Raw genomic sequence first — 13,048 nt, forward strand, 5'->3', positions numbered from 1 at the left:
CAAGCGCACTTTCGTTACGAATTGTGGGGGGCCGCGGGGGCTATTGCCGGTGGGGGGTTACCGCCGCTCCTATTGGGGGTTCCCCGTGTCCCCATCTCCCATGCATGGCTCGGCACTACATTTGGACTATCGCGAAGGCCCCATGCCGAGCATGGCTCGGCACTACCGTGCGATCCCGGCCAAGCGGTGACGATCAGAACGCCGGCAGTACCGCGCCCTTGTACTTCTGCTCGATGAAGGACTTCACTTCCGGGCTGGTCAGGGCCTTGGCCAGCTTCTGCACGCGGGCGTCGTCCTTGTTGTCCGGGCGTGCGACCAGGAAGTTCACGTACGGCGACTGGCTGCTTTCAATCGCCAGTGCGTCCTTGGTCGGATTCAAGCCGGCATCCAGCGCGTAGTTGGTGTTGATCAGGGCCAGGTCGACCTGGTCCAGCACGCGCGGCAGCATCGCCGAGTCCAGCTCGCGGAACTTGAGCTGCTTCGGGTTTTCGGTGATGTCACGCTGGGTCGACAGCGCGTTGCTCGGGTCCTTGAGCTTGATGACGCCAGCGGTGTCCAGCAGGATCAGCGCGCGGCTGTTGTTGCTGGGGTCGTTCGGGATAACCACGTCGGCACCGTTGGGCAGTTCGGCCAGCGACTTGAAACGACGGGAATAGGCACCGAAAGGCTCGATATGCACGCCGGTGACGGTGACCAGGTCGGTCTTGCGGTCCAGGTTATAGGCCTTCAGGTAAGGCTCGGTCTGGAAATAGTTGGCGTCCACCTGCTTCTGCACCAGCTGGTCGTTGGGCTGCACGTAGTCGTTGAACACGCGCACGTCGAGCTTGACGCCCTCCTTCTCCAGCAACGGCTTGACCACTTCCAGGATCTCGGCGTGCGGCACGGCAGTCGCGGCAACCACCAGCTTGGACTCGTCGGCGGCAGGCTTGGCGCAGGCAGACAGGGCCAGCACGGCGGCAATCAGGGGAAAGCTGAGCAGTTTGTTCATCGGTAACGTGATCCCGTGGGGAAGGATGGTGTGGACATACGCTAACAGGCCGGCGCGCTGCGCGCCGACCCTGCGGTCATTCCATTACTTGCGGCTGTAATGCGTAACCAGTCGGTCGCCGAGCATCTGCAGCAGCTGCACCAACACCAGCAGCAGCACCACGGTGACCAGTGCCACGTCGGTATGCGAGCGCTGGTAGCCGTCGCGGAAAGCCAGGTCGCCGAGGCCGCCGGAGCCAATCGCACCGCCCATCGCGGTGAAACCAATCAGCGCGATGGTGGTGACGGTGGCACCAGCGATCAGGCCCGGTCGCGCTTCCGGCAGCAACACCTTGAAGACCAGTTGCCGGGTGGTCGCGCCCATCGCCTGGCTGGCTTCGATCACGCCACGGTCGACTTCACGCAACGCGGTTTCAACCAGGCGCGCGTAGAACGGTGCAGCGCCCACCACCAACGGCAGGATGGCGCCACGCACACCCAGCGAAGTGCCCATCATCGCCAGCGTCACCGGGATCAGCACGATCATCAGGATGATGAAGGGCACCGAGCGCAGCAGGTTCACCAGCAAGGCGGTGATGCCGTAGACCAGCGGCTTGCGGTGTAGCTGCGGCGAGCCGGTCAGGAACAGCAGCACGCCCAGCGGCAAACCAATCGCCAGGGTCAGCGGTAGCGAGCCCGCCAACATCAGCAAGGTGTCGATGGTGGCCTGGCCGATATCGGCCCACTTGCCCGCATCCAGGTGGCGGAAGAAGCCTTCGGCGGCAGTTGCAATGATCATCGGCGCAGCTCCTCGACGTGCACACCGGCAGCGACGAAGGCCGCCTGCGCGGCATTCTGGTCGCCGCCCACCAGGGACACGGTCAGCTGGCCGTAGGGCGTGTCCTTGATGCGGTCGATACGGCCGGTCAGGATGTTGTAGTCCACTCCGGTGTCGCGGGCGATGCGCCCCAGCAGCGGCTCATAGGTGCCATCGCCGAGGAAGGTCAGGCGCACGATGCGGCCACCGACGGCGGCGTAATCGCGCAGCTGCTCGCCTTCGTCCACATGCTCGGATTCGGAGACGAAACGGCGCGTGGTCGGGTGCTGCGGGTGCAGGAATACCTCGGTGACCGGGCCCATTTCCACCATGTGGCCGGCATCGAGCACCGCAACGCGGTCGCAGACGCGGCGGATCACATCCATCTCATGGGTGATCAGCACGATGGTCAGGCCCAGCTCGCGGTTGATCTTGCCCAGCAGGGCCAGCACCGAAGCGGTGGTCTGTGGATCCAGCGCACTGGTGGCCTCGTCGCACAGCAGGATCTGCGGGCGCGTGGCCAGCGCGCGGGCAATGCCGACACGCTGCTTCTGCCCGCCGGACAGCTGCGAGGGGTATTTGGCCGCATGCGCTTCCAGCCCGACCATACGCAACAACTCTGCGACACGGGCATCGATCTCGGCCTTGGGCGTACCTGCCAATTCCAGCGGGAAGGCCACGTTGGCAGCCACGGTACGCGCCGACAACAGGTTGAAATGCTGGAAGATCATGCCGATGCGCCGGCGCAGCGCACGCAGGCCGTCGGTGTCCAGCGCGGTGGCGTCCTGGCCATCGACCAGCACCCGGCCGCCGCTCGGCTCCTCGAGCCGGTTGATCAGGCGGATCAGGGTCGACTTGCCGGCACCGGAGTGGCCGATGATGCCGAACACTTCGCCGGCCTGGATCTTCAGGTCGAGCGGATGCAGCGCGGTGATCGCGCGGCCGTCGACGGCATAAGCTTTCTGCAGGTGCTGGAACTCGATCACTGCCAGGGCAACCGGAGGGCATAAGAAGGGGGCGTGCAGCCTAGCAGCGCCGGGCCGTCGGCGCGCGTGCCGCAAACCGGAATCTTATTCCTTTTGGTTCTAAGTGAAACCAGTCGGGGTTGTGCTGGGGGGAGCTCTGCTTGTGGGAGCGGCGTCAGCCGCGAAGCTGGTGATGCCAGATGAACAGGTATTGCCGCGATCTGGTGGTCCATCTGCTTCGCGGCTGATGCCGTTTGAGTCTGCCGGCAAAGCCCCTGCCGAGCATGGCTCGGCACTACGCCCCCTCGAAGCCAAGGGGGTAGGCTTTCAGGGATGATCGATCTGATCCGGCCGCTGTGCCCGCTGCACGCGTTCACGGTGCAGCAGGTACAGGCCACTGGCGACGATGATGCCGGCGCCGATCCAGGTCCAGCGGTCGGGCAGCTTCTGCCAGAGCAGCACGTCCCAGCCGATCACCCAGACCAGGCCGGTGTATTCCAGTGGCGCGATCATCGAGGCCTGGCCCAGCTGGAACGCGCGGGTCAGCGCGATCTGCCCCAGCGCCCCGGCCAGGCCCATGCCAGCAATCAGCGCAGCGTGCTTCCACTGCAGCGGCTGCCATTGCGGCCAGGCCAGCAAGCCAGCGCCGATCGCCATGATCAACAGGAACCAGACCACCATCGACTGCGGGGTATCCGTACGGGTCAGCAGGCTGACCGTGACCGCCGCGATTGCATAAGCCGTCGCCGCCAACAACACCATCAGGCCCGGGAACGAGATGAAACCATCCACGCCCGGGCGCAGCACCACCAACACACCGATCAGGCCGATGCCGATGGCTACCCAACGGCGTGGCCCCACGTGTTCACCCAGCAAGGGCACCGACAATGCCGCCACCAGCAAGGGCGCGACGAAGTAGATCGTGTAAGCGGTGGACAGCGACAAGGTGCGCAAGGCATAGACAAAGCAACCGATCATCACCATGCCGAGCACGCCGCGCAGCAGATGCAGGCCCCAACGCACCGGGATGATCGAGCGCGGCCCGGCGGTGGCAAGCACCCATACAAGGACAAACGGCAACGAGGCGGCACCACGCAGCATGGTGACCTGCAAGGTGGGATAGCTGCTGGACAGCATCTTCATGCCGGCGTCCATGCAGGAGAAGAACGCGACGGCAGCCAGCATCCAGACGATGGCACGCACGGGGGATTTGGTAGGCGACATGCTCCCATTATCCGCTGCCCGGGCCCGGCTTGCAGACTGCCACCGGTAATGGTCGATGCTATGTTCTGGCCATCTGCAGCTGGGGCCCGAACATGCGCAAACCACTGAAGCACCCAAGCACCACGCCTCGCCTGCTGCGCCTTGCGCCGCTACTGCTCGCTGTATTGCCCTGGAGTGTCGCCGCCGCGCAGGCACCCAGCGCCGAAGCACTGGCACAGTTGGATGGCTTTGCGCTGGGGCTGCAGGCCGCCGGGCAGTTCTCGGGCACGGTGTTGATCGCCAGCGGCGATGACGTGGTCTTCGAGAAAGCCTATGGCACGCGCGATGAGCAGCAGGAAACACCGCTGCAGGTAAATGACCGCTTCAACCTGGCCTCGGCCGGCAAGATGTTCACCAGCGTGGCGATCCTGCAGCAGATCGCCGCCGGTCGCCTCAGCCTGGACAGCAAAGTCGGTGAGGTGCTCAAGGACTACCCCAACCGCCAGTTCGCCAATGAGGTGAGCGTGCGCCAGCTGCTGACACATAGCGCCGGTGCAGGGGATATCGATGAACTGTTTGGTGCAGAACACAGTGCCGATCGCGCGCGCCTGCGCAGCTTGGAGGACATGGTCGCGCTGCATGCCGGGCGTGCACCGGAGTTCGCACCTGGCAGCGCGCAGAAATACGGCAACTTTGGTTACCTGGTATTGGGGCGGATGCTGGAAGTCCTCTCCGGACAGGATTTCGAGAGCTACATCCGCCAGCACGTGCTGCAAGCGGCCGGCATGCAACATACCGGCTTCGTGGCTTGCGACGATCCCGCCGCCGATCTGGCACGGGCCTATGTGGAGGTGGATGGCAAGCGCGTGCGCAACTGCGCCACCCAACCCAGCCGTGGCCTGCCCGCCGGTGGCGAAGTCGGCAATGCGCGTGACATGTTCCGCTTCGTGCAAGCCTTGAATGGCGGCAAGCTGCTGCCAGCAGCGCTGTTCGAACAAGCCACCCAGACCCAGCGCGAGTTCATGGGCCTGGGCTTTTTTGCCACCGGCTACGGCAAGGACGTGCCGGCCCGCGACTTCCGCTGGGGCCATGGTGGCAGCACCGACGGTGTCTGCACCGACGTGCGCCATTACCCGGCAACCGGCGAGACGGTGATCGTGTTGTCCAACAAGGATGCGCCGGCCTGTTTTGCGGTTTCCGGCCTGCTGCACGCGCAATGGAAGCAGCCGTGAACGAAAATCCCGCCAACGGCAGGTGTCGGCTCGTCGCACCTGCATCGGCTCCTAACGAATCTTTCCCAACCCCCATGCAAGGATGCGCGCCGATGAAACCTCGCACGACACTATTGCTGGCCGCCTCACTGAGCCTGGCCACCCTCGCCGCCCCGGTATTCGCGCAACCGGCCTGCAGCCCGCGCTATCCACCGCCGACCACCATTGCCGCCATGTTCGACATGGCCGCGGTCACCGCCGATACGCTCGACGCCCTGCCCGGCGTGGATGTGGCTATCGCTGCGCGCGGCGGCCAGGACCTGAGCAAGTACGGGCTGCGCCACAGCCACCTCGCCTTCCTGGTGCGCAACGACAGCGGCAGCTGGGACGTAGTGCACCTGCTCAACCGCTGCAAGACCGACAGCTCGGACCTGTATCGCGAAGGCCTGGTCAACCTGGTCGGCGAGAGCTCGATCACCACCGACCTGCGCGTCGGCATTCCTACGCCAGAAGTACGTGCTGCACTGAAGACCCTGCTCGCCGGTGCCGCGCCACAGGCACGCGCACTGCATGAACCGCGCTACAGCATGCTGGCCTACCCCGGCAGCAGCGAGTATCAGAATTCCAACCAGTGGATCCTGGAAGTCACAGCTGCGGCGATGGCACAGGCGGCCGGTGACACTGCGCTGGACAACCGCGATACCGCCTTGGCATGGCTCAAGCAGAAAGGCTATACGCCATCACGCATGCACATCGGCATCGGCAAGCGGCTGGGCGCACGCTTCCTTGCCGACAACGTGGCGGTCACCGACCACCCGGCCAGCGAGCGCATTTCCGGCAACTACTCGGTGGTGACTGTCGAGTCGGTGTTCGACTTCCTGCACCGCAGCGGTGCGCTGGAGCGCGAACTCGCCGTTGCCCATCAGATACCCGTACCGGCGATGGCCGGAAGCAACAGGCAAGCCCCCATGCCACAACAGGAAGCCACGCCATGAACCACTTGATCAAGCGCAGTGCCCTCGCCTTTGCCGTCACCCTTTCCCTGGCCGTGGCTCCAGCCCAGGTGCGGGCCGGCGAACCTCACCTCAATGGCTCCGAGGTCTCGATGCTGGTGACCGGCTCCAGCGTGGTGATGGTGGTGTCCGGCCCCATCTTCCTGTCCGCCGCAGGTGTGCGCGGCGCGGCCGACATGTCCAAGGAATCCAGCGAACGCCGCGACGAAAAGCGCCGCGCCAGTGCCGGGAAACTGCCGGATCTGGAGGTCAAATCCGTGGATACCGCCGCCGATGGTGGTCGTCGCGTCGTTCTCGAAGACCCTGCGAACGTCGAGAACCGCGCGACCCTGCAGTGGCCAAAGCGCGAGGATGACCCGGCTGCAGGTTTCACCGTGGGTACGAAGATCGCGTTCCAGCCCAGCCCGCAAGGTGCAGGCTGGATGCTGCGCAACCCGGAAGGTGCGGCGCTGGCGTTCGTGCCCACCATCGAGGCGGTGGATGAAAGCCGCACCGGCACGCTTTGATTTTTTATTCGCGGTACTTGAGGAACGCCCCCATGAAATCAACGTTTTCCCTGTTGGCCTGCGGCGCAGCCATCAGTGCGCTGTTGGCAATCGCACCCGCTTATGCCGGTGACGGCTTGAATCGATCCGAGGTCTCCACGCTGGTGACCTCGGCCGGCGCATCGATGCTGGTGTCCGCCCCCTTGCTGCTGGCCGCATCGGTTGCCGACAAGTCGTCCACGGCCTCCACTGGACGCCAGGCAGGTCGCATCAGCGCCGGCCCGCTGCCGGACATGAAGGTCGAAGCGATTACCGAGGATGCCGATGGCGGCCGCAGTGTCGCGCTGGCGGATCCCCTGGATGCGGCCAACACCGCATCACTGCATTGGCCGCAGCGCGAGGACAACCCGGCCGCCAACTTCGTGCTCGGGCAGACCGTGGCGTTTACACCGAGCCCACAGGGTGCGGGTTGGATGTTGCGTGCGGAAGATGGTGCGGTGCTTACCTTTGTACCGGCGATTGAGGCGGCGTCGGTAAGTCATAGCGGGAAGCTTTGAGGGTGTAGTGCTTTGAGGCTGTGGTGCTTGAAGGCTGCAGATCGTAGAAAAGTCTGATGCCTCCCTTCTCCCGCAAGCGGGAGAAGGTGCCCGAAGAGCCTGCCCCCGCGAAGGCGGGGGGCGGATGAGGGTTTTTTGGCTTTGGCTTTGGCTTGGGCGTTGGGCTTTTGCTTCTTGAAGCCTCTATACAAGCCCGGCCAAACGCACAGGCAAAAGCCACCCTCACCCCAACCCCCGCTCCGCGCCCCGGCCCTTGCGCTGGCGCAAGGTCGTTCGAATGGCTGCGAACCTTTGGTTCGCAAGCAGCCCTTCTCACCCCGCGTGCGGGAGAGGGGCTCTGGTTCTCTGGATCGCAGGCCGTATGCACGCCTGCCGCCTTGACATCCGTCTCGGCCACAGCCGCTACAATGGCCACTGACCTGCCCTCCCGGGCACGGCCCTTCCCCTCCTCTATCGATGCAGTGCCTGGCGGCGCTGCCTGTGCCCGTTCATGTCCTCACATCCGTCCATCCGCTTCGCTCCGCTGACCCCAACCTCACTATTGCTGGCCGTGCTGGCAATGGGGGCCGTGGTGCTGGGCTCGAACGTGCTGGTGCAGTACCCGATCAATGACTGGCTCACCTGGGGCGCGTTCAGCTACCCGATCGCCTTCCTGGTCAGCAACCTGATCAACCGCCGCTTTGGCCCGCAGGCGGCACGCCGCGTTGCCTGGGCCGGTTTTGCGGTGGCGGTGGTGCTGTCGGTGTGGATTGCCACGCCGCGCATCGCGGTGGCCTCGTGCTCGGCCTTCATCGTCGCGCAGCTGCTGGACATCACCGTGTTTGACCGGCTGCGCGCCGGCAACTGGTGGCGTGCACCGATGGTGGCCACCACCTGCAGCGCCACCGTCGATACCGCCATCTTCTGGTCCATCGCCTTTGCCGGCTCGCAGCTGCCGTGGGTCAGCTGGGCCGCAGGCGACCTGGCAGTGAAGCTGGCCATCGGCGTCTGCCTACTGGCCCCGTTCCGCGCCCTGTTGTGGAAAATGGCGCCGCTGCGCGGCAACGCCCGCTGATTCCCGGCCCGGCGCCTGGCCGGGCCGTTGGCGTGCTCATTCGGCGTGCTTGCCCGGCTCGAACGGCAAGCCCTGGGCAATTGCCGCCGCCGTGATGGCCGCGCAGGCAGCCTCGATCTCAGGCGTGGGCGTGGCGATGCGCGGGCGCCGGTCCAGGGTGCAGGACAGGCCCACGTCCAGCAGCGTGGCATGCGCGTCGTGCAGGGCCACCGCGGTATCGCCCGGCAACCAACCGGCGGCGGCCAGCGCGGCGATCAGGAACGGGGTCTCGCGCGGCTCGCATAGTGCCGGGTGATGCTGGGCCTGCGACAACACGCCGGTCTGCAGCACGAACTCCAGGTCCACCAGACCGCCTGCGCCCTGCTTCAGGTCCAGCCGCGCCGCATCACTGCGGTCCAGCTCGGCCCGCATGCGCGCGCGCATCTTCAGCACATCACCGAACAGACTGTCATGGTCGCGTGCGCGGCCCAGGGTGTTGCTGCGTACCTGCTCGAAATCGGCCAGCAGCGAGGCATCACCGGCCACCGCACGGGCGCGCACCAGCGCCTGATGCTCCCAGGTCCAGGCACGCTCGCGCTGGTACTCGGTATAGCTGGCCAGCGACGACACCAGCGCGCCCTTGCCGCCATCCGGGCGCAGCCGCACGTCAATGTCGTACAGGCGGCCGGCAGCAGTCACCGCGCCGAGCAGGGCCATCACCTTCTGCGCCAGCCGCGCGAACCAGCGGCCGGGGTCCAGCGGGCGCGGGCCATCGCTGGCCTCTACGCCGGCGGGGCTGTCGTACAGGAACACCAGGTCCAGGTCCGAGCCGAACCCCAGCTCGACGCCGCCCAGGCTGCCGTAGCCGATGATGGCAAAGCGCCCGGCGGGGATTTCGCCGTGGGCCCGGCGCATGTCGGCCAGTGCCATCTGCAATACCGTCACCACCACCGCGTCGGCCAGCTGCGCCAGCTGGCGGGTGCAGTCCACCGCGCGTTGGCGGCCATCGTGGAAAGCCAGCGCCATGCGGAAGCTCAGCGCCAGGCGTACTTCGTTGAGCGCGCGCAGGGCGGCTTCCGGGTCGTCGATGGCCAACGCGCTGGCGCAGGCGTCGTGCATCTCCTGCGCCTCGGGCATGGGCCCGGCCACGCGCGTGTCCAGCAGCTCATCCAGCAGCAGCGGGAAAGCCACCAGCCGCTCGGACAGCAGGGCGCTGCGCGCCAGCACGTTGACCAATCGCGTCAATGCGCTGGGTTGCTCGTCCAGCAGCGCCAGATAGCTGGTGCGGCGCAGGATGGCGGCCAGCAGGCCGAGCACGCGGCGCAACGCGGCGTCGGGCTGGGGCGAGCGGGTGGCGGCGTGCAGCAGCGCCGGCAGCACCCGGTCCAGGCGCGCGCGGGCGCTGTCGGACAGCGACTTCACCCCCAGCGACTGGGCAAACTCGCGCAACGATTGGTCAGCGCCATTGGCGTCAGCAAAGCCGGCCTCGGCCAGCACCTCGGCGCTGCCGCCGCCAGGCAATACCCGCCAATAACTGGACAGCACGTCCGGCGCCGCCTGGCCCTGGCGCGGCGCCAGCAGTGCCCCGAATTCGACGCTGACGCGCTCGCGCTGTTCGTTCAAGGCTGCAAGCAAGGCTTCCCAGTCCGGATAACCCAGCCCAAGCGCGATGCGGAGGCGATCCAGCGGATCGTTGGGCAGGCAATGGGTCTGTGCATCACGCAGCATCTGCAGGCGGTTCTCGACGCGGCGCAGGAAGCGATAGGCCTGGATCAGGTCATCACCATCGCTGGCCGCCATCTGCCCGCCGTCGACCAGCGCGCGCAGTGCCGGCAACAGGCGGCGCTCGCGCAGGGCCGGCTCGCGGCCGCCCCGGATCAGCTGCAGTGCCTGCGCCAGGAACTCGATCTCGCGGATGCCACCGGGGCCGCGCTTGATGTCGTCCAGCCGGTCCTTGCGCGCGACCTCGGCGGTGATCGCCGCCTTCATCTCGCGCAGGCCATCGAGTGCGGTGAAATCAAGGTAGCGTCGGTAAACGAACGGCCGCAGCGTCTCCAGCCAGGCCTCACCGGCAGCGATGTCGCCGGCCACCGCGCGCGCCTTGATCCAGGCGTAGCGTTCCCAATCGCGACCTTCGCGCTGGAAATACTGGTCCATGCCCGCGAACGACAATGCCACCCGCCCGGCGCTGCCGAACGGGCGCAGGCGCAGATCGACGCGGTGGCTGAAGCCCTCGGCGGTGGTTTCATCAAGCAGCCGCGCCAAGCGCTGGCCCAGGCGCGCGAAGTACTCCTCGGCAGCCAGCGGACGGGCGCCATCGGACTCGCCGTTGTGCGGATAGGCATAGACCAGATCGATATCGGAGGAGAAGTTCAGCTCGCCGCCGCCGAGCTTGCCCAGCCCGAACACCACCAGCCGCTGTGCGCTGCCATCGGCGTTACGGACCACGCCATGACGGCTGGCGAACTCCTGCTCCAGCGCGTCCAGGCCCAGCTGCAGGCATTCCTCGGCCAGGCCGGTGGCGCCCGCCAGGGTGGCATCGACATCGTCGAGTTCAAGCAGATCGCGCCAGATCAGCCGGGTCGAGGCGGCGGCGCGGTAGCGGCGCAACTGGGTCGGCCAGGCCGTGGGCTGCAACGGGTCCAGCATGGGCAGCGGCAGTGGCGCGGGATCGGCCTGGGCCAATAGTTGCAGCAGTTCCGGCTGCCGGCACAGGGTATCGATGGCGAAATCGCTGGCAACCGCCAGTTGCCGCAAACCGGCCTCGAATGCAGGCGAGAGCGGCCATTGCACCGGATCCGGCGCGGCCAGCTTCAGTCGGGCCAAGGCGCGTTCGATTACAGGCTGAACAGATTCAGGTGCTGCGGGGGCGATTTGGTTCATCCGCCGATTCTGGCATCCGCGGGCCAGCGGTCGCCATCTCCGCCGATCAGGCAATAAAAAAGCCCGCTGACAGCGAACTGTCAGCGGGCTTTGCTCCCTCCCCCACGTCGGGATGCAGGGCGATCCTGCGGGCTGCGCGAACAACTTGCACGCTGCAGTGCAAAACAATACTGGGGAGTACAAGAGCACTGGAACCGCAAAGACCATCCCACCAAGGTAGAACCCCCCTGTTCACCCCGATCCGCGATAATCAGCCATCCCCCCAACAAACCGTAGTCGTCATGTCTGTCGAACGCATCCTGGACCCGCGCCTGCGCGACCGCATCGTTTCCGCCGAACAAGCCGCAGCCTTCATCCAGCCCGGCGAAACCGTGGCCATGAGCGGCTTCACCGGTTCCGGCTATCCCAAGGCGGTGCCGCTGGCGCTGGCACAGCGCATTGAAGACGTGCACGCCGCAGGCCAGCCGTTCAAGATCAAGCTGATGACGGGCGCGTCGACCGCACCGGAACTGGATGGTGCGCTGGCCAAGGCCGATGCCATCGCCATGCGCATGCCGTTCCAGACCGACCCGGATGCACGCAAGCGCATCAACGAAGGCAAGCTCGATTACATCGACATCCACCTTTCCCATGTCGCCCAGCACGTGTGGTTCGGTTTTTACGGTGAGATCGACACGGCGGTGATCGAAGTCTCGGCGATCCGCGAAGACGGTTCGCTGGTGCCCTCCACCTCGGTCGGCAACAACAAGACCTGGCTGGACCTGGCCAAGAAGGTGATCATCGAGGTCAACGAGTGGCAGCCCGCGGATATCGAGGGCATGCACGACATCTACTACGGCACCGCGCTGCCGCCGCACCGCAAGCCGATCCCGCTGACCCATGCCAACGACCGTATCGGCCAGACCACGCTGAGCGTGGACCCGGACAAGATCGTGGCGGTGGTGCGCACCAACGGCCCGGACCGCAACAGCCCGTTCAAGCCGATCGATGAGGACAGCCGCCAGATTGCCGGCTATCTGATCGAGTTCCTCAAGCACGAAGTGGCCAAGGGCCGCCTGCCGGCCAACCTGCTGCCGTTGCAGTCGGGGGTGGGCAATATTCCCAATGCGGTGCTGGCCGGCCTGGCCGAAAGCGGCCTGCGCGGCCTGACCTCGTTCACCGAGGTGATCCAGGACGGCATGCTGGACCTGCTCAAGTCCGGTGTACTGGATTACGCCTCGTGCACCGGTTTCGCGCTGAGCCCGGAAGCCAACGAGGAGTTCAAGCGCAACATCAAGTTCTACCGTGAGCGCATCATCATGCGCACGCAGGAGATCTCCAACCATCCGGAACTGGTGCGCCGCCTGGGCTGCATCGGCATGAACGGCATGATCGAGGTGGACCTGTACGGCAACGTCAACTCCACCCACGTGATGGGCAGCCGCATCATGAACGGCATTGGCGGTTCGGGTGACTTCACCCGCAACGGCTTCCTGTCCACCTTCCTGAGCCCGTCGACGGCCAAGGGCGGTTCGATCTCGGCGATCGTGCCGATGGTCAGCCATGTCGACCACACCGAGCACGATGTCTCGATCATCGTCACCGAGCAGGGCCTGGCCGATCTGCGCGGCCTGCCGCCGCGTGCGCGTGCGCGCCAGGTCATCGACAACTGTGCGCACCCGGATTACCGCGACCAGCTCAACGACTACTTCGACCGCGCCTGCCGCGACAGTTACGGCAAGCACACCCCGCATCTGTTGCCCGAAGCCCTGTCCTGGCACCAGCGCTACATCGACACCGGCAGCATGAAGGCCTGAGGCCAAACCTGTAGTGGGGGGGGGGGGGGGGCCGGGGGGGGGGGGGGCGGGGGGGCCCAGGAGCGGGGGGGGGGGGGGGGGGGGGGGGGGGGGCGGGTGGCGGGAGATGTGGCGGCGCC

The 13,048-nt window shown here is 66.2% G+C and carries 11 protein-coding genes; 6 read left to right on the plus strand and 5 right to left on the minus strand.

The window, feature by feature from the left end; all coding sequences use genetic code 11:
• Positions 1-193 precede the first annotated feature (193 nt).
• The 4 genes from ACVOLQ_RS21315 to ACVOLQ_RS21330 form a co-directional block, all read right to left on the minus strand.
• Positions 194-988: a MetQ/NlpA family ABC transporter substrate-binding protein gene (locus ACVOLQ_RS21315; protein ID WP_313173346.1), complete on the minus strand. Its 795-nt coding sequence runs from the start codon at positions 986-988 to the stop codon at positions 194-196.
• A gap of 84 nt (positions 989-1,072) precedes the next feature.
• Positions 1,073-1,765, minus strand: coding sequence for a methionine ABC transporter permease (locus ACVOLQ_RS21320; protein WP_313173347.1), 693 nt, complete (start codon positions 1,763-1,765; stop codon positions 1,073-1,075).
• Positions 1,762-2,769, minus strand: a complete 1,008-nt coding sequence (locus tag ACVOLQ_RS21325; protein ID WP_481529231.1) for a methionine ABC transporter ATP-binding protein — start codon at positions 2,767-2,769, stop codon at positions 1,762-1,764. Before ACVOLQ_RS21325 ends, ACVOLQ_RS21320 begins: the two co-directional genes overlap by 4 nt.
• Before the next feature lie 306 nt (positions 2,770-3,075).
• A complete protein-coding gene (locus ACVOLQ_RS21330; RefSeq protein ID WP_282271380.1) occupies positions 3,076-3,972 on the minus strand; it encodes a DMT family transporter in 897 nt (298 codons plus the stop codon).
• A gap of 92 nt (positions 3,973-4,064) precedes the next feature.
• Between ACVOLQ_RS21330 and ACVOLQ_RS21335 the strand changes: the two genes are divergently transcribed.
• The 5 genes from ACVOLQ_RS21335 to ACVOLQ_RS21355 all read left to right on the plus strand — a co-directional run bounded on the left by ACVOLQ_RS21335 (position 4,065) and on the right by ACVOLQ_RS21355 (position 8,271).
• The gene (locus ACVOLQ_RS21335) at positions 4,065-5,183 is read left to right on the plus strand and encodes a serine hydrolase domain-containing protein (protein WP_481529232.1); all 1,119 of its coding nucleotides are present in this window, start codon (positions 4,065-4,067) and stop codon (positions 5,181-5,183) included.
• A 92-nt stretch (positions 5,184-5,275) separates the two neighbouring features.
• Positions 5,276-6,157, plus strand: a complete 882-nt coding sequence (locus tag ACVOLQ_RS21340; protein ID WP_481529233.1) for a DUF2145 domain-containing protein — start codon at positions 5,276-5,278, stop codon at positions 6,155-6,157.
• Complete coding sequence (locus ACVOLQ_RS21345) at positions 6,154-6,681, plus strand: hypothetical protein (protein WP_481529234.1); 528 nt, start codon at positions 6,154-6,156, stop codon at positions 6,679-6,681. The genes ACVOLQ_RS21340 and ACVOLQ_RS21345 overlap by 4 nt, the downstream gene beginning before the upstream one ends.
• 32 nt (positions 6,682-6,713) lie before the next feature.
• Positions 6,714-7,217, plus strand: a complete 504-nt coding sequence (locus ACVOLQ_RS21350; RefSeq protein WP_313173352.1) for a hypothetical protein — start codon at positions 6,714-6,716, stop codon at positions 7,215-7,217.
• Positions 7,218-7,707: 490 nt separating this feature from the next.
• Entirely contained in the window at positions 7,708-8,271 is a 564-nt protein-coding gene (locus tag ACVOLQ_RS21355) for a queuosine precursor transporter (RefSeq protein ID WP_481529235.1), read from the plus strand.
• A 36-nt stretch (positions 8,272-8,307) separates the two neighbouring features.
• On the opposite strand, the gene glnE is transcribed toward ACVOLQ_RS21355, so the two are convergent.
• Positions 8,308-11,133: a bifunctional [glutamate--ammonia ligase]-adenylyl-L-tyrosine phosphorylase/[glutamate--ammonia-ligase] adenylyltransferase gene (gene glnE / locus ACVOLQ_RS21360; protein ID WP_481529236.1), complete on the minus strand. Its 2,826-nt coding sequence runs from the start codon at positions 11,131-11,133 to the stop codon at positions 8,308-8,310.
• 281 nt (positions 11,134-11,414) lie between these two features.
• Between glnE and ACVOLQ_RS21365 the strand changes: the two genes are divergently transcribed.
• Positions 11,415-12,929, plus strand: coding sequence for an acetyl-CoA hydrolase/transferase family protein (locus ACVOLQ_RS21365; protein ID WP_481529237.1), 1,515 nt, complete (start codon positions 11,415-11,417; stop codon positions 12,927-12,929).
• Positions 12,930-13,048: the final 119 nt, after the last annotated feature.

It is taken from the genome of Stenotrophomonas sp. STEN031 (assembly GCF_056759975.1).